At 44.7% G+C, this 22,570-nt stretch carries 22 protein-coding genes; 3 read left to right on the forward strand and 19 right to left on the reverse strand.

The annotated features are described in order from the left end of the window. Window positions 1–9: 9 nt before the first annotated feature. From nhaC to ACVA58_RS19910, 3 genes are all read right to left on the reverse strand, one after another. Window positions 10–1,488 carry a Na+/H+ antiporter NhaC gene (gene nhaC, locus ACVA58_RS19900; RefSeq protein WP_446512112.1) on the reverse strand — a complete coding sequence of 493 codons (1,479 nt, stop codon included), beginning with the start codon at window positions 1,486–1,488 and terminating at the stop codon, window positions 10–12. A 141-nt stretch (window positions 1,489–1,629) separates the two neighbouring features. After that, window positions 1,630–2,646, reverse strand: coding sequence for a LacI family DNA-binding transcriptional regulator (locus ACVA58_RS19905; protein WP_446512113.1), 1,017 nt, complete (start codon window positions 2,644–2,646; stop codon window positions 1,630–1,632). A gap of 109 nt (window positions 2,647–2,755) precedes the next feature. Next, the gene (locus ACVA58_RS19910; protein ID WP_446512114.1) at window positions 2,756–3,496 is read right to left on the reverse strand and encodes an SGNH/GDSL hydrolase family protein; all 741 of its coding nucleotides are present in this window, start codon (window positions 3,494–3,496) and stop codon (window positions 2,756–2,758) included. A 651-nt stretch (window positions 3,497–4,147) separates the two neighbouring features. Between ACVA58_RS19910 and ACVA58_RS19915 the strand changes: the two genes are divergently transcribed. Beyond that, window positions 4,148–4,453: a hypothetical protein gene (locus tag ACVA58_RS19915; RefSeq protein ID WP_446512115.1), complete on the forward strand. Its 306-nt coding sequence runs from the start codon at window positions 4,148–4,150 to the stop codon at window positions 4,451–4,453. Between the two features lie 72 nt (window positions 4,454–4,525). Here ACVA58_RS19915 and ACVA58_RS19920 read toward each other — a convergent pair whose 3' ends face one another. Further along, window positions 4,526–5,344, reverse strand: a complete 819-nt coding sequence (locus ACVA58_RS19920; RefSeq protein WP_446512116.1) for a RecX family transcriptional regulator — start codon at window positions 5,342–5,344, stop codon at window positions 4,526–4,528. A 184-nt stretch (window positions 5,345–5,528) separates the two neighbouring features. Here ACVA58_RS19920 and ACVA58_RS19925 point away from each other — a divergent pair, with 184 nt between their 5' ends. After that, on the forward strand, window positions 5,529–6,194 hold the full coding sequence (locus ACVA58_RS19925; RefSeq protein WP_446512117.1) for a YoaK family protein: 666 nt from the start codon (window positions 5,529–5,531) through the stop codon (window positions 6,192–6,194). A gap of 60 nt (window positions 6,195–6,254) precedes the next feature. Here the strand turns inward: ACVA58_RS19925 and ACVA58_RS19930 are convergent, their stop codons facing one another. The 4 genes from ACVA58_RS19930 to ACVA58_RS19945 all read right to left on the reverse strand — a co-directional run bounded on the left by ACVA58_RS19930 (window position 6,255) and on the right by ACVA58_RS19945 (window position 10,197). Beyond that, a complete protein-coding gene (locus ACVA58_RS19930) occupies window positions 6,255–7,544 on the reverse strand; it encodes an NADH:flavin oxidoreductase/NADH oxidase family protein (protein WP_446512118.1) in 1,290 nt (429 codons plus the stop codon). Between the two features lie 259 nt (window positions 7,545–7,803). Next, entirely contained in the window at window positions 7,804–8,982 is a 1,179-nt protein-coding gene (locus ACVA58_RS19935) for a M20 metallopeptidase family protein (RefSeq protein ID WP_446512119.1), read from the reverse strand. Next, complete coding sequence (locus ACVA58_RS19940) at window positions 8,982–9,431, reverse strand: hypothetical protein (protein ID WP_446512120.1); 450 nt, start codon at window positions 9,429–9,431, stop codon at window positions 8,982–8,984. Before ACVA58_RS19940 ends, ACVA58_RS19935 begins: the two co-directional genes overlap by 1 nt. After that, window positions 9,415–10,197, reverse strand: a complete 783-nt coding sequence (locus ACVA58_RS19945) for a DUF3100 domain-containing protein (protein ID WP_446512198.1) — start codon at window positions 10,195–10,197, stop codon at window positions 9,415–9,417. Before ACVA58_RS19945 ends, ACVA58_RS19940 begins: the two co-directional genes overlap by 17 nt. Here ACVA58_RS19945 and ACVA58_RS19950 point away from each other — a divergent pair. Next, on the forward strand, window positions 10,091–10,306 hold the full coding sequence (locus tag ACVA58_RS19950; protein ID WP_446512206.1) for a hypothetical protein: 216 nt from the start codon (window positions 10,091–10,093) through the stop codon (window positions 10,304–10,306). The two genes, ACVA58_RS19945 and ACVA58_RS19950, sit on opposite strands and share 107 nt — an antisense overlap. Before the next feature lie 627 nt (window positions 10,307–10,933). Here the strand turns inward: ACVA58_RS19950 and ACVA58_RS19955 are convergent. From ACVA58_RS19955 to ACVA58_RS20005, 11 genes are all read right to left on the reverse strand, one after another. After that, window positions 10,934–11,521 (reverse strand): HvfX family Cu-binding RiPP maturation protein, encoded by a 588-nt coding sequence (locus ACVA58_RS19955; protein WP_446512121.1) that lies wholly within the window; start codon window positions 11,519–11,521, stop codon window positions 10,934–10,936. Window positions 11,522–11,565: 44 nt separating this feature from the next. Further along, window positions 11,566–12,300 carry an HvfC/BufC family peptide modification chaperone gene (locus ACVA58_RS19960; protein WP_446512122.1) on the reverse strand — a complete coding sequence of 245 codons (735 nt, stop codon included), beginning with the start codon at window positions 12,298–12,300 and terminating at the stop codon, window positions 11,566–11,568. Between the two features lie 23 nt (window positions 12,301–12,323). Beyond that, the gene (locus ACVA58_RS19965) at window positions 12,324–13,157 is read right to left on the reverse strand and encodes a DUF692 domain-containing protein (protein WP_446512123.1); all 834 of its coding nucleotides are present in this window, start codon (window positions 13,155–13,157) and stop codon (window positions 12,324–12,326) included. Next, a complete protein-coding gene (locus tag ACVA58_RS19970) occupies window positions 13,145–13,471 on the reverse strand; it encodes a hypothetical protein (RefSeq protein ID WP_446512124.1) in 327 nt (108 codons plus the stop codon). Before ACVA58_RS19970 ends, ACVA58_RS19965 begins: the two co-directional genes overlap by 13 nt. Next, on the reverse strand, window positions 13,461–14,417 hold the full coding sequence (locus tag ACVA58_RS19975) for an MBL fold metallo-hydrolase (RefSeq protein ID WP_446512125.1): 957 nt from the start codon (window positions 14,415–14,417) through the stop codon (window positions 13,461–13,463). Before ACVA58_RS19975 ends, ACVA58_RS19970 begins: the two co-directional genes overlap by 11 nt. 294 nt (window positions 14,418–14,711) lie before the next feature. Further along, the gene (locus ACVA58_RS19980) at window positions 14,712–14,828 is read right to left on the reverse strand and encodes a cytochrome bd oxidase small subunit, CydX/CbdX family (protein WP_446512126.1); all 117 of its coding nucleotides are present in this window, start codon (window positions 14,826–14,828) and stop codon (window positions 14,712–14,714) included. A 12-nt stretch (window positions 14,829–14,840) separates the two neighbouring features. Further along, window positions 14,841–15,977, reverse strand: a complete 1,137-nt coding sequence (cydB, locus tag ACVA58_RS19985) for a cytochrome d ubiquinol oxidase subunit II (RefSeq protein ID WP_446512127.1) — start codon at window positions 15,975–15,977, stop codon at window positions 14,841–14,843. An 11-nt stretch (window positions 15,978–15,988) separates the two neighbouring features. Beyond that, on the reverse strand, window positions 15,989–17,572 hold the full coding sequence (locus ACVA58_RS19990; protein WP_446512128.1) for a cytochrome ubiquinol oxidase subunit I: 1,584 nt from the start codon (window positions 17,570–17,572) through the stop codon (window positions 15,989–15,991). 404 nt (window positions 17,573–17,976) lie between these two features. Next, complete coding sequence (locus ACVA58_RS19995) at window positions 17,977–18,534, reverse strand: ricin-type beta-trefoil lectin domain protein (RefSeq protein WP_446512129.1); 558 nt, start codon at window positions 18,532–18,534, stop codon at window positions 17,977–17,979. A gap of 46 nt (window positions 18,535–18,580) precedes the next feature. Beyond that, entirely contained in the window at window positions 18,581–19,321 is a 741-nt protein-coding gene (locus ACVA58_RS20000) for a DUF1499 domain-containing protein (RefSeq protein ID WP_446512130.1), read from the reverse strand. Window positions 19,322–19,429: 108 nt separating this feature from the next. Continuing rightward, window positions 19,430–22,567, reverse strand: a complete 3,138-nt coding sequence (locus tag ACVA58_RS20005; protein WP_446512131.1) for an efflux RND transporter permease subunit — start codon at window positions 22,565–22,567, stop codon at window positions 19,430–19,432. Window positions 22,568–22,570: the final 3 nt, after the last annotated feature.

Consider the following 22,570-nt stretch of genomic DNA (forward strand, 5'->3'; position numbering starts at 1 on the left):
GGTGTTACCTTATTTCGCTTCAGCAACGGCTGAATGATTTTCTGCTTGTTGTTCTTTATTCTCTGGCGTTTCATTCACAGGCGCTTTAGCGATACCAAAGCCAGTGAAACCGTAAATGATGGCGAAGATCACGCCGGTATAACACTGAATAGCCCATGGCAGGTAATCCAAGGTTGATACACCCAAGGTGCCAGCCATATACACACCTGCTGCTGTCCAAGGTACAAGCGGTTCAATGATGGTGCCGGCATCTTCGATAGTACGGGAGAGGTTCTTGGTATCTAGCCCCATCTTGCGATAAGCATTCTGGAACAGTTCACCCGGGATAAGCAGCGCTAACTTGCCATCAGAAGTCGTGAATACAACGGTTAGGGTGGCAATGACGGTAGAAAGAATTAGTTGGCCTGTGGTGCGGATCTTGTGTAGGAAGTGGCCCAGTACAACATTGAGTGCACCCGTTAGGCTTAGAATACCGGCAAACGCGAACGCACAGAATACCAGTAGGATTGTGCTCATCATCGAGAACAAGCCACCACGGTTTAGTAGTTTGGAAACATCAGGGATGATGGTATCAATAGCGTGGCCATTGGCACTGAACATGCTGATATTAAATCCATCAACATAAGCTTGGAAGCCTTGTTGTAGACTAAAGCCTTGGAAAATCATGCCTAGGCCAAGTGCGATAGCCGATGCGGTTAGCATCAGTGGGATCACCGGTTTTTTAGTTAACGCTCCCCATAGGATCATCACCGGTGGGATGACAAGCAAGATGTTCAGGTTATAGAGGCTTTCAATACCCGCTAAGATCTCGACCACTTTTTGTGGCTCGGCAACACCAGTAACATCACCATGCTGTCCAGCAAAGAAGAATACGACTGAAGCGATAACAAAGCCCGGTAGTGTGGTGTAGAGCATGTGTTGAATGTGCTCATAAAGCGTGGTGCCAGAAACAACCGGTGCAAAGTTAGTGGAATCTGAAAGTGGGGAGATTTTATCGCCAAAATAAGCGCCAGAAACCACTGCACCCGCCGCTGCAGCTAGGGATACATCCAAGCCCGCAGCAACACCCATCAGTGCCACACCAACAGTACCTGCAGAGCCCCATGATGTACCGGTACATACTGATACGACACTGGTCACAAAGAAGGCTGCAATCAAGATATATTCAGGGCTGATGACTTTTAGGCCCCAGTACACCATGTAGGGGATGGTACCACTGACCATCCAGCTGGCAATCAGGCCACCCACGGACACTAAGATAAGAATAACCGGCATGGCTTTAGCGAGCTTTTCAACAATCGCCCCCATGATGTCATCCCAGTTATAGCCCATGCGATAAGCGATGAAGCCTGTAAAAGCGGCAGAGACAAGAAGTAGTGGTTCGATACGCAGTCCAAGCATGCCGTAACCAATTGCCAGTAAGCCAAACATTACTGCGATAGGAGCTATCGCCAGTGAAAGTGATGGCAGAGGCTTTGTATTTGTCATTGTGTTGTCCTCTTCAAGTAAGTACACGTCTGTTTCAATGACACAATGTTAAGAGCAGGCCAAATCTTAAAGTGAGACCTAGATTCTGGTTTCATGTAAGCGCTTACATGGCGTGTGTACATTTGAGTTACTTCACAGTTTTTAGGCGAAATGGGACTTTCTTGGGCTTGCAACCGTTTGCCGCTCAACCAACGTTGCCTCAAATTGGTGTTCGCTAGGGGGATTTAATCCTGTCGCTTTGAGCTTCAAGGCCAAATTAGCTGCATGCGTCGACATCTCGTCAATCGGGTTGTGCATAGTTGATAGGCGAGGGTAGAGGTAGCGGGCGAGCAATACATCATCGAAGCCGACAATCGAAATATCATTAGGGACGTGCAGCCCCTGCGAATGAAGGCTTGCCATCAAACCTGCAGCCATCACATCATTGAAAGTGACAACGGCAGTCACTTCCGGACACTGTGTGACTAGCTGCTCACCAGCTAATTCGCCGCCATGCTCGCTGAAGTTTTGATTTATGATCCAGTTGGGCTGAATGGCAATGTTGGCTTGCTGCATAGCATCGCGATAGCCCTCTAATCGGTCGGTTCTATCTTCTATGGGTAAATCACTGGTGACGCAGGCTATCTTGCGGTGGCCCTGAGTAATTAAATAGCGGACAGACTCGGAGGCTCCCTTGCGGTTATCGACCCACACCGAACGATTGGCAATTTGCGGTATGCTACGGTTGAGCAAGACCATCGCTGGTAGCTGTGCGCTGTACCTGAGCAGGGTGTTATCGTCGAGCATTTTGGAATGAACCACCATGGCTTCACAGCCTTGGCTAATCAGAAAGTCCAAGCCCTCTTTTTCCCGCTGAGCGTTATGACCCCCACTGACCACAACCAGTTGGCAGCCATTTTGACGGGCCACTTCTTCTACGTGCTTAGCGATAAGGGCGAAGAAAGGATCGGCAAGATTACCGGTTAGTAGGCCAAGGGTATTGTTGGAGCGACTGGCTAAGGCGGTTGCTCTTGCATCACGTTGGTAATTCAAGCTTTTAATTGCTTTCTCAACCCTTTCCAGAGTTACTGGCTCAACATAAGCCGAGCGGTTAATCACGCGTGATACTGTCGCGGTGGATACACCCGCTAATTGGGCGACATCTTTAATGGTTGCCATAATTCTACACGTTGAATATGTGCTATAGGAATTAATTGCGCGGAGTGTAGCGGGATTGCGACTAGAAAGATGTTAGGTGGGTCAAAGGTTGGTGATCCTTGATGAGTCGCTATGGAGACCATTTCGCCTCGATGAGTTTTGCTACAGCTTGCCCCCATTGTTGGTATATCTGGGGCCCAGGGTGAAAACCATCGGTGGCCATATGCACAACATCCAGTGGTCCCCCTATATTGACAATTTCGCAATCAGGTTGCGTATTTACCCATTTGGACAGCCTTTTATTAAAAGCTTTTGCTTTGCTGCCTAAATACCAGCGAAGAGGATGGGGAAGGGCTGGAAACACTTCCATTGGCGGGATTTCATTGAGAATAATGTGCTGGCATGAAAAGTGACTACGTAACGTATTGGTGAGCATCTGCTGTTGCTTAATCCACTTTGCGGCGCTGGTGGGCTTGGTGACATCATTGACGCCGGCTGATACAACAACGACGTCATACATTTGTTTGGGGTGTAAGAGAGCCGATTGCAGCACTTGTTTCGTGGTAAAGCCTGTCTTAGCGATCAGTTGCCACTCCACATGAAATTGATGTTGCAGGGCCGAAATGAGCTGGCCTGATAGCGCTTGTGATTGATGCTCTGCACCCACGCCGGCAGCCGCAGAATCCCCAAGCAGCAATATCCGAAGCGGCCTTTTGATTGAAACTCTCTTCCCTTGCGTATTGACTGCTTTCTTACTTTGTCCTAGGCGTGGCCCCTCTGCTTCTTTGAGGCACGGAATTGACTTACGAACATGCTTCCCTTGCGCCCAAAAAATGGGTGCCATCACGACTAGGATAAGTTGATGTAGCATTGGAAACTCCCAGTGGCTTCTTTCTATCACTTTAGGGTTAATAATAGAATCGTTCCTGCTGGGCTGTAGGCTCAGTTATAAGAGAGGCTACCGATGAGGTTTGAGTTAAAACTGCATGGCTTTTTTCATTACCTCCCTTCCTTCTGTTTTAACATAGCTAAGAAAAACCTGGGCTATGGGAGATAGGTTTTCCGCTTTTTTCCATGAAAAAGGCCATGTTGATTGGATGGGTAACCCTTCGACATGGATCTTTTTACTCCGTATATTTCACCAAAGGCGAGTGTATGAGCGGATAAAATGGAAACGCCTAGCCGTGATAGCACTGAATGAATGATGGCTACATTACTGGTGATTGGCCTCGGCAATGGCGACAAGATCATTGGACATGAATTCGCTCACATCGGGATCGAGTCCTTCGGATAGGTGACTCGTCGCTGGTGAACAACTGTCAGCACTGAAGAGGAACAGTCTGTTCTGGGTATCACTTTCCCGTTTAATGTTTTACTCGGGTACCTTTCTTTATCGCTCTCGGTCAATATTTACCGCTGTAGCAGATAACAAATCCCCGTCTTAGTGTTACGGGCTTCACTGGTGGGAAGTATTATACTGGAAGTGAGATTTGCTTTCCCTAGACCGAGAGAGGATAGGATCATGTCAGCACAAGATAAGTTAGCTGGTTATGCCAATGGCTTTTCAAGTTTGGATGCAAACGTGATTGCTGCAAATGTGACATCAGAATACATGCTTCTTGATAAAGATGGTGCCGTTCATCAAAAATCTGATCTTCTTGACTATATCGCTGAGCTTAAAAAGTATGGAGATACAATGGAAATCACAGAAGTGATGGTTGATGGCGATAAGGCTTGGTGTAAGTGGCAGCTCGGTGACATTGTCGGGGCAGGGTTAATCAGCTTCGGAGACGATGGCGTCACTCAAGAGCAGCTATTTTATCTCTAGTAAGAAGACCTCTGTAAATTGCAGTTGAAGGGGCGAGAATTAACGCTTAGCGTGGATTACGCCCCTAATTATTTACTCTAAATGATGCTCAAGTGCATAATTAGCATCAGCAAAGCTAAATCCTTTTCGTACCAAGAATGCCGTCGCTTTCTTCTTATCGGCGAAGTCGGTAATAGGGGATTTATACTTTTTGTTAAGAAACTCCAACGCTTTACGTTGATCGTCACTCACACCGTCTTCTTCGACTTCTTCATTGAATAACAGTTGATCGATGCACTCTTGACTGATCCCTTCACTACGCAGCTTTTGGATAAGGCCAGTTCTTCCCATTTTATTTTGGTGTTTATTTATCAGCCTTTCTGCCAGCTGCAACTCATGCTCGCTATCAAGCGACTGAGCCAGTATTTCTTGTACTCTTGAAGCACTGACCCCCTCTTGGCGTAAGCGTAAGCTAATATCTTTGGCACTCTTTTTACCGGCATATTTATTGATGACCCGATTTATCAGCTCATCTTGCCCAGATTCATCGATGGTCAGTAAGGCGTTATCTATATCGGCTTGGCTGACACCCTGTAGTTTAAGCTTTTGAGCCAACTTTGCAGGACCATAAGAGCGGCAACGAGAATTGACATAGGTTTCGGCATAGCGTTGATCGCAAAGGAAACCTAATTCAAGCAAACGGTTGATGACTTGATTTATCCACTCGGTATTCGTTGTTTTTCGAGGTAGCTTTTCTTTGAGCTTCGCGACTGAATAACTGCGTTGGTTTAGCCACCAGATAGCGTACTCGTAGACGTCTTCAACCTTTTGAGCAGGTTTAGGACCGGCAGGCTTTGGTGCCGACTGCTTTCTATAGGCTGTTTGTTTCTTCGGTGGATGCTCAGAAGTCATATTTTCCTGATCGTTCGTTTCATGTTAGGCGTAATTGCCAGAACAGTTTAGATAGTCGCTTATAACAAAGGGGGAATGCGGAAATCAAGGTGTTTGAAAAAACCTTATCGTATGTCATGCCATAACATCTGTTTTGTGCTAGAATTCCGCGCTTCAGTTTTTCTTACTTCGCTTGGTTTAACTTATGGTCACTCGTATTCCGTCCTGGATATTGCTGGGCGCTATTATGCTTGCATTTAGTGCTGGTGCACTTAACGCTATGGCTTTGCTGACGTTTACCAATAATGCCGTTTCGCATGTTACCGGTACAATTACCCAAGCGATGAGCGCACTGACGGTTGAGAACCATCATGCATCGGTTTATCTCTTGAGCATTGTCGGCTGTTTCTTTTTAGGTGCCGTAACATCTGGGATGATTATTCATAACGAAGCACTCAGGCTGGGACGCAGCTATGGCACTGCTTTGTTTATCGAAGCTGTGGTGCTGTTTGCCGCTACATACTATTTCTATCACCACAAAATGACCGGTGAATTACTCGCGTCATTTGCTTGTGGTCTTCAGAATGCAATGATTGCCACTTACAGTGGATCAGTTATCCGAACTACCCACCTTACCGGAATCGTTTCTGATTTAGGGGCGGCATTGGGGCATATGATTAGCCGACGAGCCTTGAACTTACCGCAGCTCGTCATGCAGGGAAGTATTCTGGTTGCTTTTAGCGCCGGTGCATTTGTTGGTACCAAGATGCTTAACGTTGTGGGCATGGTCGCAATGTTATTACCAGCAACTATCGTCCTGTGTGCCAGTATTGGCTATATGCTGATGCTACGCAGGCAAAAGGCAAACTAATACCAATAACACTTAGTAAATAATGTTATTGGTATAAAGTGCTGTTCTTCCAATAATGTCCTAAGCTCGGCGCTTTCTAAAGGCGTATATACCTGCGCTTGCCAACGTCTTGAATACAACGCCCCAAGCATTCAAATTGGGTTTTGGATCGTTTCCTTTCGCCATGCGCCACAATTGCTGCTCATACCAAGTAATACTGAGCATGCCTAAGCTGTCCATGGATTTGTTACCTGTTGTCGGATTGGTAAGCGGCATACTGTATTGATTGTCCGTCAACAGTTTATTGGGGAATTCTGCATCGACAGCAGTGGTTCGTGCCAAACCGATGAAGTCTGTTGCTCCGCTCTCAAGAGCTTCTGCCATGGCTGGTGCACTTCGAAAACCGCCAGTGACGACTAACGGTGTATTCACGAGTTTGCGTACTTTTTCCATATATTCGAGGAAATAGGCTTCACGCTTTATCGTGCTCTCTTTGGCTTTATTTTCTGCTTTAATGCCTTTTTTACTGCCCATCATGGAAGGGCTTTCATAGGTGCCGCCTGAGATTTCAATCAAATTAATACCAGCGTCAGCGAGTGATTGTACAACTTGCATTGAGTCTTCTTCAGAAAAACCGCCTTTCATGAAATCGGCACTGTTTAGCTTGATGCCAATAGGGAAGTCATTGCCCACCTTTTCACGAATAGCCTTATAAACCTCGAGAACAAAACGCATACGGTTAGCAAGGCTGCCACCCCATTGGTCATCGCGTTGGTTATGTCGAGGAGATAAGAATTGGCTAACCAAATAACCATGTGCACCGTGAATTTGTACCCCAGTAAAACCAGCTTGTTTTGCTAATTGAGCGCTAGTGGCAAATTTTTGAATGATGACAAGGATTTCATCTTCGGTCAGCGCTCTTGGTGTATTGAAACCTTTCTCAAGTCCTCTTGATAAAGCGATCGCAGATGGAGCAACGGGCTCTTTGGACAAAAAGCTAGGAATTTGTTTTCCTGGGTGGTTAAGTTGAGGCCAGATGTGAGAGCCGTTTTGCCCGCCAGCCTCAGCCCATTGTTTGAATATGGTTAAATCACTCTGTTCATCCAAGACGACATTCTTAGGCTCACCGAGCGCATCACGAGCAACCATAATATTACCGGTTACCGACAGCCCAATCCCACCTTGAGCCCAGCGGCGGTATAGCGTCGCTAAACCCGGCTTCGGGTTATGGCGAGTGTCGCCTAACTGCTCACTCATTGCCGATTTGAACAGGCGATTTTTAATGGTTGTGCCATTCGCAAGAGTAAAAGTGCTATCAAGAGATGGCGTGGTGAGCACTTCTATACCTTGTTGTAGTTCTGCGTGCGCCATGAGTATTTCCTTATTGGCTATGTCGACATAGGGTATAAATAAGAACGATCGTACTTTTATACCACTCTACGTGTTGGCTAGATACATTTACCGTCGCATTGTCTTAAATTGTTATCGCGATTTTTTATGATGGGGGCTGGTGGTATGAGTCGGGGGAGATGTTGCTGGTACTTAAATAAGCAGGTCCGGCGCTGTTACGCCAGACCTTTAATTTTACTAAATGGTTTTTACTAAATAGTTATGGCGAAATGGTCATCGACTAGCTAGTCGCAAGATTGATGAAAATTTGTGCGCCAACAAGCGGTGCATGCTCATCAACATAGTAAGGGTTCGCGTGAAGGTAGTTACAAATCCCTTTCTCTTTGTTTCCTGAGCCCAAGAAGAAGAAAGCGCCGCGCTTATCTGCTGTTGCATTGACCATGTAGCTGAAGTCTTCACTACCTGTCATTGGAGAGCCGTTGATATTCATCATATCAGCAGGCACAGCCTCACCAGCAGCTTTAATCACACGCTGGTAAGCATCAGAGTGGTTGATAATTGCAGGATAACCACAGTAAGTCATTGTGGTATTGAATCCGCGTAACTCACTTTGAGCCACGATAGATTCAAAGCTATTGCGCAGCACTTCATCTGTCTCACTGTCCATAGAGCGAATGGTACCGCGAGCTTGCACATTAGCTGCTACTGCATTAGGTACTGTGCCGCCATTGAACATACCGCAGACAAAAACAGCAGGTGAAAACGGATTGGTTTGCTTGGCAACAATGTAGTCCATATCTTCGACAATACGTGCACCTTCACGAATGGCATCAAGCCCTTTATGCGGGGTTGAGCCGTGCGCGGATTTGCCTTCGATATCTAAGGTCCAGGCACTACCGTAAGATGACATGATCCCGTTGTTGATGCTAACAGAGCCACACTCTTGAGCGGCGTCGTTGTGCAAGGCATAGACTTCGCTTACGCCGTCCATACAGCCAAGCTCGACCATTTTGTTTGCGCCATCGACACGCATATCTTCTTCAGCCATCTGGAAGATAAATCGCACGTTGTGCTTCAACTCAGTGGTGTAGGATGACAGATATTTTGCTGCTGTTAGTGCTGTTGCCATATGTACATCGTGGCCACAGTTATGCGCTTTACCTGCGTGCTGTGAGGTAAATTCATTCTCGGTTAGGTCATCCATTTCAAGGGCATCCATGTCTGCACGGAATGCGACCATCTTGAAAGAGTCATCAACGATCAAGTCAGCAATAAAACCGGTATAGCCTTCATAAATCGTAATTGAATAACCACATTCATTCATGATTTTTTGACAGAATGCCGACGTCTTGAATTCTTGACCAGATAGCTCAGGGATCTTATGTAGCTCTTGGCGAGCATTGATGCTGAATGACGATAGTTCAAGTAGCTTATTATCAATGTTAAACCGTGACAGCATTAGATAATACCTTTGATAGAGAAGCCGAACTGTGCAATAAGTGATGCACCAAGGAAACAGCTAGTTGAAACAACAAGGAACAGTACAATGACTTTCCACGATAGTTTTTTCAGCTCTTCCATCTTTCCGCCAACAGACAAACCAGCGAAGGCCAGAAGAGGTACTGTACAAGACAAGAACTGAACCTTACCGATTGAATCTAAGAAAAAGGTTCTAACGCCAGTCTCAGGTAAACAAATTAGAATACCGATGATAGTCGCATAAGCAAAAGTTGGTAATGGCGACTTGATGTAGTTCTTTGCAACCAGTGATAGGAACACAACAATCGACATTGCGATGAAGCTATCCCACATATTAAAGAAGTTGATTCCAGACGTTAGTGTTTGTGTGAACATGGCTAGCAAAAGTGCCAAGAACACAAACTTCATATCATTAAGCACCGATTGCATTGTTGACCTCTTTTTTCTGACAAATTTTGTAAACGAATTCTGCTAGTGGGATACCGATGAATGTTAGCGATAGTGCCCCTAATACAGATGAAAGAAGGTTAGATGCCGCTGCAATACTCAATGCTTGCTGGGCCATCTCTGGTGATAGGCTACTTACTAAAGAGCCAGATGCCGCACTAAGCATAGAGCCACTGCCGACACCGGTACCTGCTGCAAGAGCAAGAGGGTGAATACCTGTTAGTGGACCAACACTACCCAGAACACTGAACCACAAAGTACCGATGACAGAACCACACAGATAAATTGCCAGTACGCCAATATATTCTTTGGTGCCTGTACCATATTTACCCTGAATAACCGCAATTGACGGTTCACGGCTGATCGATGAACAGGCACCGATAGCTTCGCGTCCCATGCCAAACTTAACAGCCAGCGGGATAGCGATCAAAATTGGCAGTAGGTTGCCAAGTTCTTGGAAGATAAGTGGAATACCTGCATCAATAATGATGTCGAGGTTCGGAATTATCATTCCCGCATATTGTGTTCCTAGAACCAATAAACAGAAGCCAACCATTTTCGATGAAAATGATTCTTCCTCTTCTGTAAACGTTTTTCCCCACGCGCTAATTTTATTTCGTACCGGATTCAAAGAAATAATCATGCCGATTGATACTGCAAATAGCATCGGCAATATAGCAATATTTATTTCACCAATTGATATGGACTTTGTGCCTATAACAACTTGTGCAATGAATATTACAGCCATCGCTATAATAGTTGTTATTGCAACTACTTTAATAGGTGAGCGATTACTCATAGGTGTCTACCTTGTTAGTTATTTTTCGAGGGTGATATTACTGTTAGTAGAAATATAAAGTGTGATTTAAGTCGTCTTTGATGAGACTAAAAAGTTATTACATATTTTATTTTTTCGCACTTAAACTAAATGCTAACAAAAGCCACCACCTAGACAAACAAACAACATCGATAGAGTTATTTATTAACGTGAAATTAACGCAGGAATGATGATTACAGGTGGGAGGCTCAATAAATTAACACCTTTGCAGTGTTTGCGTGCTCATTTTGTTTACTGTTGTGAAACAAAAAGGCTTGGTATTAGGTTATTGATAAGTAATATACTTCAGTTAATAAAGGCCCAACTTAGATAATTGATGTTAGTCAAATTACGGACATTTAAATTTATTGAACATGTTGGAAAAATTAACGATATACTGATTAATTCAATAACATCCTTTACTGACTTCGGTAGAAAGAGACTTAGTCTGGATACTAAACTGGTATCAAAATAACTTATGAATTCCATAAAATAATTCATTATAAATGAAGTGGCATTAATGGATTGTCTCTTCTATCAGTAGATGTTGAGTTTCACTTTGGTTTTGTTTCCTGGCTGTACGATTTTTATCACCTACACAAAAGCCGTTGGTATACAACGGCTTCCTTTTTATGCTGACTGTATTTTTATTATCTTTTTTATGGTGTTACTTTTTATTGATGGCTTTGTGCAGCCAGTAGTCTGCACTGACATAACGGCCACCACCAAAGAAGAACAGAACTAGCAGCATCACGAAGTAAGTGATTGAGAACTCCATACCATTGTTAAGAATCACCGGGTCACCAAGCTCTGTGATGTAGTTGTATCGACCAGGGAAGTTTTCAGCTAACCACACAATGAAATGGTTAAAGCGAACTGCTGATTCCATGTCGTTAGAAGCAATTGCCAACCAGCCATGACTCAAGTGCACCATGGCACTCGCTACCGTCATTACAACCATCATTGGAATGGATATTATGCGAGTAAATAGCCCTAGCGCGATACAAATCAAACCAGAGACTTCCGTTGCAGTGGCTAAGAAGGCTAATAACTCAGGAAAGGGTAAATTTAAGCCACCTTCCGCTTTTGATGAGGCGAAAAACTCGACGGTGCCGCTGAACCCCATTACTTTTGAATGCGCACCTTCATAGATCACTGGCAATAAGAATAGACGGGCACCTAGCAGGGCAATAAAGTCAAAGCGTTTACATTTTTCAAAGATGCCATCAAAGAAGGCTGTGATTTTTCGGATCATGGTAGATCTCCTGATAATTTATTAAGAGTGTTATTAGGATTTCGCTATTTTTCAGTGGCGTTAGCTCTAATTAGCTCTGTTTGATGGAAGTGCTGAATCCAATTAATAATCTGTTCGGTTGATATGTTGATACTTAACTCAGAGCACAGATAATCAAAAGAAAGTCGTTGATGTTGGCAAAGTGCTGCCAGTATCAGTCTGTCGATCATATTCAATGGTTGAGACAGAACTTGGTGCGACGAATTTCTATAAACAGCATATGCGACCAATAATTCATGCTCATTGATAAATTTAATATCATTGTTTGCAACGAGAAACGGAACTTCAATAAGCTGCAGCGTCGGGTTTATCTCAATGTCACAGTTTGAAAGCATGGTTTCTGATGTAATATTTGAAACTGCGAGCTTCGTGACAGGAACAACCTCAGTATTTATTTCTGCATTGAAGATAACCCATTCATATTCCAGTAAAGCAATGAGATGCGGAGTGAGCGTATGATTACCTGACTGCATGAATCGAACAAACTCAGTGGCAATATGGTGAAACTCTGGCTCTAATGCATGGCTATTTAGTAAGAAGTCACGGCACCATACTTTTAGTTCAGTTTCCGAAGCATATTTACTGAATAAAGGAAAAGTTTGGCTGATCACGCTGCTGATATTACTTTTTATCAAGTCATGGTATTGCGAAATGCTTTTTACATCAGGTGTGCTTATCTGACGCACACCATCGGCAAAGATCTGCATTAATGCTTTCATATTATTCGGGGGACGGTGCATATTGCTCCCTTTTTACCTCAGTGTTACTGGCTAATTAAAGCCATTGCACAGTGATGAATGCTGCCTAGTTCTTGCGTTAGCTCGTCAAGAGAGGGGACAAAATGATCTCTCTCTAATAAGAGTGCTCTTGGTCCGTGATAATCAATAACGTTTTTTGCAAGATTGATGACACTGTCGGTGACTTCTTTTCCGTGGGTATCCAGTAAAGAGTTGTCATCTTGCTTAAGGTGTCCTGCAATATGAAAATAGCAAATAGCCTCAGATGGTAGCCCCTTAATCATCTCTAAAGCATCATAGTGATGATTGGCAGCATTAACATAAGCGTTGTTAATATCGAGTAATAACTCACAGTTTGTTTTTTCAACTAACAAGGAAAAAAACTCTGCTTCAGGCATCTCATTCGGATAGTTGTAGTAATAAGATATATTTTCCAGTACCAAAGGACGCTGTAAAATATCCTGCACTGCGTTTATGCGATCGGATAAATACATCAGGTTCTCTTCGTGTCTTGGTATCGGCAGCAGATCGTAGAGATAGCCGTTCTGGTCGCGAGAAAAACTTAAATGTTCACTATAGATATCAATATTGTAGCGGTCTAGAAAAGCACCAACTTGCTTAATGAAATCGACATTCAGCGGTTGTGCGTCACCGATAGATAAGCTCAACCCATGTGCAACTAAAGGGTATTTTTCTGCGATACACTCAAGTGCTTGCTGTTTAATGCCACCGATATTCATCCAGTTTTCCGGTGCCAATTCGAGAAAATCAATTCCATTATGGTTTGGCTGTTGGCAGAGAACATCCATATGCTCGTTGCGAAGACCAATCCCTTTTGAAAAAGTCGTTATTGTCCGCATAGTCCACCTGCACACTTGCCTGGTTGAGCGACACTGGCTTTCGCTGGCACTAAACCTTGTCCGGATAGACCGCATTTTCCATCGCGTGCGCGAACGAGTTTGTTCTGTGGGTCTGAGTTAAGCTCAACTTTAGCGAAGATTTTTTCAGTACCACATTTCCCACTGGCGCACTTACCACCGTTATTACTGCTTGGTGCGCTAACGACGGGCTTATTTGCATCACTAGCACCATCTTGAGGAGAAGCTTGCACAGCGGCAGTATTTAAAGCCAGCACAGATGTCATTGCGATAGAAAGGGCGATTTTATTGTTCATTGCTTTGCTCCGTAATTGCACTCATTGGGTAACTTGATAGATCGCGACCTGCGTACACTGGACCGCTGTAGTATTTTTTAACAATCTCGATGTCTTCGTCTTTTAATGCTAAGCCTCGACCCATCCAGTGGTTAAGCACCAACATTTTGGGGTTCACCGCTTGAGCGATTTTGCCAACAGCTGAAGGGGTGGCATGCATAAATGCTGAGATTGCGTCAGCTTTTTCATCGATGGCCATTGGCATCACCAGCAAGTCGGCACCTTTGGCGAAATCGATAAAGCTCTTATCGGTACCGTTTTGGTCGGCAGAGATCACCATGACATCTGTGTCGGATTCGATACGGTAGGCGACAGTGGGTACATCACCGTGAGGGATCCCTTTGGCGTAAACGGTCAGGCCGTCATCTTGGTATACTTTCGTTGATGTTTCTTTTGAATAATCGACATCTTGAATGGATACGGGGAACAAGCCATCACTGCCATCGTAGATCCCGTTGAGGTAGGCATATGCCCCAGAGTCATGATTGAATTGTGCATCCATGTAATCGGTTAGGCTTGGAAATGGCTGGTGGCCTGTTGGGCCAGCTATCGCCAACGTTGAAGAGCGATCAAAGAAGTAACCACCTTTGAGCAAGGCGGGTAGGTCGGTAACATGGTCAGTATGGAAGTGGGTAACACCCAGGAAGTCTAATTCTTCCATGCGTGAGCCTGATTGGCCAAAGCGTAAATACACGCCGGCACCAGCATCAATGAGGATCTTCGATTTACCTTTCCACCAAATCACTTCACCGGAAGAAGCACGAACATCATCAGTAATTGGACCGCCAGAGCCAAGAAGTTGGAGGGTGAAGTCAGTGTCGACTGGTTTAAGGGGAATAGCGTAAGACATGCTTGATGCGATGGATATACCTGTCGCAACAAGAAGTGTTTTCAGTTTAAATTTCATAGCGTATACCTTTTAGTCAAAATGGCTTTGTATAGGCATACAATAAATATGTTTTTATTGATGCTGGTCAAAGCGTGGAGGTAAGATAAGAGATATGAGGATTTAAGTATATTTGATTGTATTTAATGCTTGGTTAACATCGTCTTAATATGTAGAGCGTATTAACAGTGCTGATATAGCTAGGTTTTCTATCTTCAGGACAAATAAAAAACTCGCCTGTTATAGCGAGTTTTTAGTGCTAAATGAATACCAAACTCATACACCATCAACACACTGTACGAGTAATGTTTTCACTTATTTCTTGGCTTGATTATCTTTCCAATGACGCTCATTGCGTTCCATGCGAAAACCATTTTTGATACCAAAATAACTGGCAACCGCTAAGCCTATAATCCAGATCAAATACCACATGATAAGTTCCCCTTAATACAAACTTGATTTGTTGTTCTCAATATATTGTTTATCCAACCGGCCAAACATTTTGCGGTAACACCACAAGGTGTAGGCCAGGATAATTGGTACCATGATAAGAGAGATCAATGTAACAATACCGAGCGTTTTCTCACTGGATGTCGCATCCCATATTGTGAGGCTTTGAGCTGGGTGTAGGCTTGATGGAATGATGAATGGGAATAACGCAATACCTGCAGTCAGTATGATGCTGGTAACCGTCAAACTCGACATCAGAAAAGCGCTACCGTCCTTTTGGTTTTTCGCTGAAATTGCGGTTATAACCGGGGCAATGACAGCCAATGCAGGGATGGCCCATAGAACAGGGTAGTGATTGAAATTCCTAAATAACCCGTGTGCGACGATACTGACCTGTTTATTTAGAGGGTTAGCAGCAGCATCCGCTACAAGGTGACTTGTGATCATATAGCCATCAAGGTTGTATGCCCATATTCCAGCCAGCGCAAAGAGTACGGCTGTCGCAATTGAAGACAACTCACTAATGACACAGGCCCTTTTATGCAGAGAGCCTCGGGTTTTAAGCTGAAGCCATGTCGCCCCTTGGGTCAAAATCATACACAGGCTGACCAAGCCACACAGCAGTGCAAAGGGGTTTAATAGCCCGAAGAAGCTGCCTTTGTACGTTGTGATCAACAAGTCATCCAGCTCAAAAGGAACGCCTTGCAAAATATTACCGAAGGCAACACCAAAGATGATTGTCGGTACCAAGCCTCCTACACATAGGGCTTTATCACAAACCTCACGCCAGATTGGGCTATCAATTTTTGAACGGTAGTCAAAGCCAAGCGGGCGTAACCACAGGGCCGCCAGTGCTAATAACATTGCGAAGTAAAACCCGGAAAAAGATACCGCGTAGACTAAAGGCCAAACCGCAAAAATAGCACCGCCAGCGGTGACCAACCACACCTGATTGCCATCCCAATGGGGGGCAACTGAGTTGATCATGATTCGGCGATCCGTGTCACTTTTGCCCAGTATCGGTAGTAGGACGCTGACTCCCATATCGAAGCCATCCGTAATGGCAAAGCCAATAAGCAAGAGGCCAATTATTATCCAAGCCATGCAACGCAGTGTTTCGTAATCAAACATAATATCATTCCTTAATGGCTAGTAACTGAAGTTAGCGCTTTGTCTTTGGACTGGGTCTCGAAGTGGTAACGACCTGTCTTGATAGCACTTGGCCCAAGTTTGGCGTAGCGGACCATGAGGAATGTTTCAATGACTAGGAATAAGGTGTACAAAACGTAAACCATGACGATAGACAGTATGATTTGACCGGGTTCTAGTTGGGAGGCTGCCATATTAACCGGCAGAATTTCACCAACAGCCCAAGGTTGACGGCCATATTCGGCGACAATCCAACCGGCTTGGCTTGCAATCCATGGCAGCGGCATCGAGATAAGAGACAGTTTGAGTAACCATCTTTTTTGAGTGAGTGATTCACGGCAGCTATACCAAGTCGCTAAGACAAACAACAGCGCCATTAGCATGCCGCAACCGACCATAATTCTAAAGCTCCAGAATAGCGGGGCAACTTGTGGAATGGTGTCTTTGGTTGCTTGTTGAATTTGGGCTTCCGTTGCGTCAACGACAGAGTTGGTGTACGACTTCAATAGCAAACCGTAGCCCAAGTCTTTTTTGACGTCATCGAAGGCTTGGATGTCGGCTTCAGTATGGTAATCGCTTCGCAGTTTCTCCAGCAGACCATAGGCAATCATACCATTGCGGATCCTTGCCTCGCTCATTTTCATCAGATCATCAATACCCATCACTTGTTCGTCAAGCGAACGGGTTGCAATGATACCCATGACATAGGGGAGCTTAATGGCGTAGTCTGTTTCCATGGTTTCTTGGTTGGGGAACCCAAATAGGGTGAAGGACGCGGGGGCCTCTTCGGTATGCCATTCGGCTTCGATAGCGGCAAGTTTAACTTGTTGAACATCACCAAGCTCGTAGCCTGACTCATCACCCAGTAGTAATGTACCTAGGATCGCGCTAAGACCAAACGCTGCCGCAACCGCAAATGAGCGACGAGCGAAGGTGATATCTCTCCGCTTCAATAGGTAGTAGGCACTGATGGCCATAACAAACATGGCACCTGTGGTGTAACCGCCGGCAACTGTGTGAAGGAACTTCACTTGGGTTACAGGGTTAAAGACCACAGCGGCAAAATCGGTCATTTCCATTCGCATGGTTTCAAAGTTGAACTCGGCACCCACAGGGTTTTGCATCCAGCCATTGGCCATCAAAATCCATAGCCCCGAGAAGTTCGAGCCCAAGGCCGTTAGCCAAGTTATGGCTAAGTGCTGGCGCTTTGAAAGGCGATCCCAACCAAAGAAGAATAGACCCACAAGGGTTGATTCCAAGAAAAAGGCAACGAGTGCTTCGATAGCAAGTGGTGCACCGAATATATCCCCGACATAGTGGGAATAATACGACCAGTTCGTCCCGAACTGAAATTCCATAGTGAGGCCGGTGGCGACACCGATAGCGAAGTTAATACCAAATAACTTCCCCCAGAATTTTGTCATGTCTTTGTATATTTGCTGATCAGTAATGACATACATCGTTTCCATTACCGCGATCAACACGACTAACCCTATCGTTAAGGGTACGAAGATAAAGTGGAACAGTGCCGTAGAGGCAAACTGTATCCGTGATAGTTCGGCTACTTCATTGAGCATGATTTCCTCCCCGCCAGGCTGGTTGACGGAATATTTCTTTATAGTTTTGGGTTTGGCTCTATCGTTGAGCGATAGATAGAGCGGAGGAATGGTAATGCTGGCTTTATGTTAAGGGTAGTCAAACCTATGTAATGTCTGGTTAAGAACAGCTTAACTTAGTGTTTTTTGGGGCGAGTTTAAATCCAATCTCACCGCATCGTATAGGTTCTGAATAATGAGGGTAAACCTGACCCCATTTGCAGCGACTGACTTTAGGATACGGGCTTGAAGCGACGTTTTGGGCAACACCGAATTAGCCGCTTTAATTGAGGTCTACCTTTAAGATTAATCTTGGAGCCTAAGGCTAAATGATCAACGCTTTCTAGCTTTGTTCAAAATTAAGGACGCTTAATAAAGCATTTACTTTACATTGATACAACGGTCCACTTCATAAGGATCTCTTCTGCTTCGTCACACTGAGCCAATTCAAGAGGTCGTTTCACCCACGGGCCTGCTTCTTGAGTTTCCGATGTAACAGCCAAACAGTAGCTTGTATCAGCTTTAAGCCTAAAGGTTTGATCTTCTTTATAAACAAAATCTTGGTGTTTTGCATCACTACACTCGAGTAACGCCAGCTCGCTTTTACCTTTCGCTAAAAGGCCCTGCATACACAGCCCCTCAAACGCATAAGATTGAATTTTGTTGGTTTTACTATCGTACTCAAATCTCACATCATGCCCAGAATAGTTGCGAGGGGAACCTTCAGGGGCTTTAGGTTTACAAGTGTGGGTTTGCATTAATTCTGATTGGCCTGGGCCATATGTGTCAATGCAGAATCCATAGCCGTTTGGTTCATCCAAGTTATCACTTAGGACAATATACGGCGGCTCTGTAGGTACATTTGGCTCTGCTGCGAAGAGGAATGAAGGAGCAACAATTAAGCTAGATGTAACAATGAATTTGGTCATACTTTTTAGGTTCATATCTATTTCATCCTTTAAAAAATGTCGGTATCGTGACTAAAACGGCTTACTGGTTAAAACTTTCGGTGAACTCTACAATTCTAGTGGCATTGACACCTTTGTCACTGCGCCCGATTCGAGACACACTACGAATATCTACGCGGCTTTCGTTGTTTATCGGGGTGACTTTAACGACCACGTCGTCCATAAAGCCAAAGAAGGTGGTTTGAGCGGTTGCTTCAAAGCATAATGCCTCTTGGGACACTGCAACAATGTCCCAACCTTTGTTCTGCGCAACATCCAGGGCTTTTGCGTACGCATCTCCAGCAGAAAGGTTCGACTGAATAGGTTGAATGTGCGGGTACAATTTTTTCTGTATTACAGCGACTTCCTCTCCTGCATAAATCAGAGAGTTTTTGGCACCTGCACGCGTCTCATCCAGCACAAAAAATTCAGGTGGGTTTGTGGTATCGGTTGTAATGTCATGAATTGCAGGTCCACGTTTCACGGGGTGTATCATGCCATGGATCATTGGCGCGATGAGGCCAAGCCCTATGAATGCAGCAACTAGAGATTTGATCGCCCCAGTGCGATTACGAGTAACCCATTGGTAGATGAGCCCGAGAGTACTTAAAGCGAGTAAAGAGAGCCCGATAGGGTTGAGGTAGTTTCGAATGTAGCTAAAGCCAACAATGGGATCCCACAAACCCAAACGAGCCCCAAAGATCATCACGGTTACGGCTAACACAGCGGCAAAAGCGATGGCCAATAATAATGTTCCAATACGAGATGTACGGTTGTTCGTCATTTTCTATCCTTTGAAAGTGTTCAGCGAGTAATGATGAGCCATTCCTAGGCTCACCATATCTTCATTTTGTTAGCACTCGGTTTTATTACTACTTCGTTTTGTTATTGCTCAGTTTGGTTGTTCGGCGTTATTTGCTATTTCTGCTTTGTCTTCTGACTTGAACAGTTTGCAGATCAACACAAAAAACAGCGGCGCAAAGTAAAGCACCAGTAGTGTCGCAGCCATCATGCCACCCATGACCGAGGTACCTATTGCATTACGTGCATTAGCACCAGCCCCCGTGCTGAGTACTAAAGGTAAAACACCAAGCCCGAACGTTAGTGACGTCATGATGATCGGGCGCAGACGCATCTCACACGCTTGAACTGTTGCATCGATAATGTTCATCCCTTTGTCGTATAGCTCTTTAGCAAATTCAACAATCAATATCGCGTTTCGAGCCGTTAAACCAATAGTCGTCAAAACGCCGACTTGGAAGTAAACATCGTTCTCTAACCCGCGCAACATGATCGCAGCCAGTGCGCCTAGTATTCCAAGTGGAACAACAAGAATAATCGCAATTGGAATGCTCCAGCTTTCATACAAAGCGGCTAAGCACAGGAAGACCATTAAGATGGAGATCGCATACAGAATTGGCGCTTGGTTGCCTGCTTCGATCTCTTGATAGGACATTCCCGTCCAGCTCACTTGTACATCGTTTGAAATCTCTGCGGCTAATCTATCGATTTCATCCATCGCGTCACCAGTACTGTAACCAGAGGCGGCTTCACCGACAATTTCAACAGCAGAGTTACCGTTATAACGCTGTAGCTGAGGAGAGCCTTGACCCCAATGATAAGTACTGAAAGCAGAGATTGGCACCATCTCACCGTTGTTATTACGCACAAACCATAGGTTCAGGTCTTCTGGTGTCATCCGATATTCAGCATCGGCTTGAATGTAAACCTTCTTAGAGCGGCCACGGTCAATAAAGTCATTTACATATGACGATGCCCAAGCAATCGAGAGTGACTGGTTAATGTCGTCGATCTCTAAACCGAGCACTTTGGCTTTTTCATAGTCGACATCAAGGAACAGTTGCGCCGTATCTTCAAGGCCGTTTGGTCGTGTTCTTTGCAATATTGGACTTTGTGCCGCTGCGCCTAATAGTTGGTTTCTGATTTCAATGAGCTTGTCATGGCCCACTGCACCGACGTCTTCTAGGTAAAAATCAAAGCCTGTTGAAGTACCAAGCTCTCGAATTGCTGGGCTACTAAAAGCAAAGATCTGTGCGTGTTTGTAGTTTGAAAAATTGCCCATAACACGGCCGATAATGGAATCCACATCGGTTCCAGGTTCCGTCCTTTCTGACCAATCTTTCAAGCCAATGAATGCCATTGCTGCATTTTGTCCTGAGCCTGAAAAGTTGAACCCAGACACGGTAAACACGTGGTCGACAGTGTGTGATTCGTTCTCTTCAAAATAATCTTTGATATCCAACATCACTTCTTGTGTCTTTTGTAATGTGGTCCCCGTTGGTGTGGTGACCATAACCATGAAGTCACCTTGGTCTTCATTTGGCAAAAATGAACTTGGCAGCATGTTGTACAGGTAAGCAGTACCTGCAAACAGCATTAGGTAGATAAATACGAAGCGCAATGGACGCTGTAAAGCGTGTTTAACGGAATAACGGTACTTATCTGATAGCTTGTCAAACATCCTATTAAAATGAACAAAAAACTTAATGTTAGACTCTTTATCGACAGGCTTTAATAGTGTTGCACACAGTACTGGCGTGAGAATCAATGCAACGATAACGGATAGCACCATCGCCGATACAATAGTCAATGAAAACTGCTGATAAATAACGCCCGTTGAGCCTGACATAAAGGCCATAGGTATAAATACAACTGACAATACTGTAGTGATACCAATTAAAGCACTGGTAATTTGCACCATTGACTTCTTTGTGGCTTCAAGAGGTGAAAGGTTCTCTTCATGCATCAAACGCTCAACGTTTTCCACAACTACGATGGCATCATCAACCAGTAGACCAATTGCCAGCACCAAACCGAACATGGTGAGTATATTAATAGAAAAACCAAGTACTGCCATAACCCCAAAAGTACCGAGCAGTACAACTGGAACGGCGATCGTCGGAATCAAGGTTGCTCGTAAGTTTTGCAAAAACAGCAACATCACGATAAATACAAGCCCAACCGCTTCAAAGAGGGTTTTGACCACTTCACTGATGGATAAACGGATAAACAAGTTGTTATCGGTTGTTTTAACCAGTTCTAGTCCATCCGGGAACCCTTTTGAAAGTTGTTCCAGTTTTGCATCAACCGCATTTTGTGTGTCTAACGAATTCGCGCCTGTGGCGAGGGTGATGGCAATACCTGAAGAGTCCTTACCCATGTAGGCAGGAATGGATGAAGATTCTTCACTGGCTAACTCTACACGGGCTACGTCTTTGAGCTTAACTTGAGAGCCGTCACTATCGACTTTAATTAAGATATTCTCGAACTCTTCAACGCTGGTTAATAGGCTTTGCGCTGTGATACTGGCATTAATTAACTGAGAATCAACGGCTGGCGTTCCGCCCAATTGTCCAACGGTAACTTGGCTGTTTTGAACCGATACCGCATTAGAAACGTCAACAGGCGTGAGGCTATAGCTATTTAATTTTGCAGGGTCTAACCAGATACGCATCGCATAAGATGGGCCGAAAATGGTCACTTCTCCCACGCCGTTCACACGGCTTAAGATATCTTTGATGCTTGAGTTTGCGTAATCTTGAATGTCTCCCGCACTCATGCTGCCGTCAGGAGAATATAGGTTGGTCACCGACATAAAACCTGATGTACTCTTGGTCACAGAGGTACCCTGATTTTGTACCGCTGTCGGCAGGCGATTACTTACTTGTTGCAAGCTATTCTGTACTTGCACCTGAGCAATATCGGGATCGGTGTCTGCACTAAACGTTAAGGTAACACTTGCACTACCAGAAGAGTCACTTTTAGACGCCATGTAAAGCAGGTTATCCAACCCTGTCATGCCTTGTTCGATGACCTGAGTTACGCTGTCTTCAATTGTTTTTGCTGAAGCGCCAGGGTATGACGTTGAAATAGTCACTGCTGGTGGCGCAATCGTTGGGTATTGCGCGACAGGCAAAGAGACGATTGCAGCAATACCCGCAAGCATAATGACAATCGAGATCACCCAAGCAAAAATGGGTCTGTTAATAAAAAAATTCGATAAGGACATGGT

This window comes from Photobacterium sp. DNB22_13_2, from assembly GCF_052873915.1.

What these genes read in the sequence shown, in the direction of transcription:
- nhaC (WP_446512112.1), bottom strand. Translation starts at nt 1,488, where the DNA reads ATGACAAATACAAAGCCTCTGCCATCACTTTCACTGGCGATAGCTCCT.
- ACVA58_RS19905 (WP_446512113.1), bottom strand. Translation starts at nt 2,646, where the DNA reads ATGGCAACCATTAAAGATGTCGCCCAATTAGCGGGTGTATCCACCGCG.
- ACVA58_RS19910 (WP_446512114.1), bottom strand. Translation starts at nt 3,496, where the DNA reads ATGCTACATCAACTTATCCTAGTCGTGATGGCACCCATTTTTTGGGCG.
- ACVA58_RS19915 (WP_446512115.1), top strand. Translation starts at nt 4,148, where the DNA reads ATGTCAGCACAAGATAAGTTAGCTGGTTATGCCAATGGCTTTTCAAGT.
- ACVA58_RS19920 (WP_446512116.1), bottom strand. Translation starts at nt 5,344, where the DNA reads ATGACTTCTGAGCATCCACCGAAGAAACAAACAGCCTATAGAAAGCAG.
- ACVA58_RS19925 (WP_446512117.1), top strand. Translation starts at nt 5,529, where the DNA reads ATGGTCACTCGTATTCCGTCCTGGATATTGCTGGGCGCTATTATGCTT.
- ACVA58_RS19930 (WP_446512118.1), bottom strand. Translation starts at nt 7,544, where the DNA reads ATGGCGCACGCAGAACTACAACAAGGTATAGAAGTGCTCACCACGCCA.
- ACVA58_RS19935 (WP_446512119.1), bottom strand. Translation starts at nt 8,982, where the DNA reads ATGCTGTCACGGTTTAACATTGATAATAAGCTACTTGAACTATCGTCA.
- ACVA58_RS19940 (WP_446512120.1), bottom strand. Translation starts at nt 9,431, where the DNA reads ATGCAATCGGTGCTTAATGATATGAAGTTTGTGTTCTTGGCACTTTTG.
- ACVA58_RS19950 (WP_446512206.1), top strand. Translation starts at nt 10,091, where the DNA reads ATGCCGATTGATACTGCAAATAGCATCGGCAATATAGCAATATTTATT.
- ACVA58_RS19945 (WP_446512198.1), bottom strand. Translation starts at nt 10,197, where the DNA reads ATGGCTGTAATATTCATTGCACAAGTTGTTATAGGCACAAAGTCCATA.
- ACVA58_RS19955 (WP_446512121.1), bottom strand. Translation starts at nt 11,521, where the DNA reads ATGATCCGAAAAATCACAGCCTTCTTTGATGGCATCTTTGAAAAATGT.
- ACVA58_RS19960 (WP_446512122.1), bottom strand. Translation starts at nt 12,300, where the DNA reads ATGCACCGTCCCCCGAATAATATGAAAGCATTAATGCAGATCTTTGCC.
- ACVA58_RS19965 (WP_446512123.1), bottom strand. Translation starts at nt 13,157, where the DNA reads ATGCGGACAATAACGACTTTTTCAAAAGGGATTGGTCTTCGCAACGAG.
- ACVA58_RS19970 (WP_446512124.1), bottom strand. Translation starts at nt 13,471, where the DNA reads ATGAACAATAAAATCGCCCTTTCTATCGCAATGACATCTGTGCTGGCT.
- ACVA58_RS19975 (WP_446512125.1), bottom strand. Translation starts at nt 14,417, where the DNA reads ATGAAATTTAAACTGAAAACACTTCTTGTTGCGACAGGTATATCCATC.
- ACVA58_RS19980 (WP_446512126.1), bottom strand. Translation starts at nt 14,828, where the DNA reads ATGTGGTATTTGATCTGGATTATAGGCTTAGCGGTTGCCAGTTATTTT.
- cydB (WP_446512127.1), bottom strand. Translation starts at nt 15,977, where the DNA reads ATGTTTGATTACGAAACACTGCGTTGCATGGCTTGGATAATAATTGGC.
- ACVA58_RS19990 (WP_446512128.1), bottom strand. Translation starts at nt 17,572, where the DNA reads ATGCTCAATGAAGTAGCCGAACTATCACGGATACAGTTTGCCTCTACG.
- ACVA58_RS19995 (WP_446512129.1), bottom strand. Translation starts at nt 18,534, where the DNA reads ATGAACCTAAAAAGTATGACCAAATTCATTGTTACATCTAGCTTAATT.
- ACVA58_RS20000 (WP_446512130.1), bottom strand. Translation starts at nt 19,321, where the DNA reads ATGACGAACAACCGTACATCTCGTATTGGAACATTATTATTGGCCATC.
- ACVA58_RS20005 (WP_446512131.1), bottom strand. Translation starts at nt 22,567, where the DNA reads ATGTCCTTATCGAATTTTTTTATTAACAGACCCATTTTTGCTTGGGTG.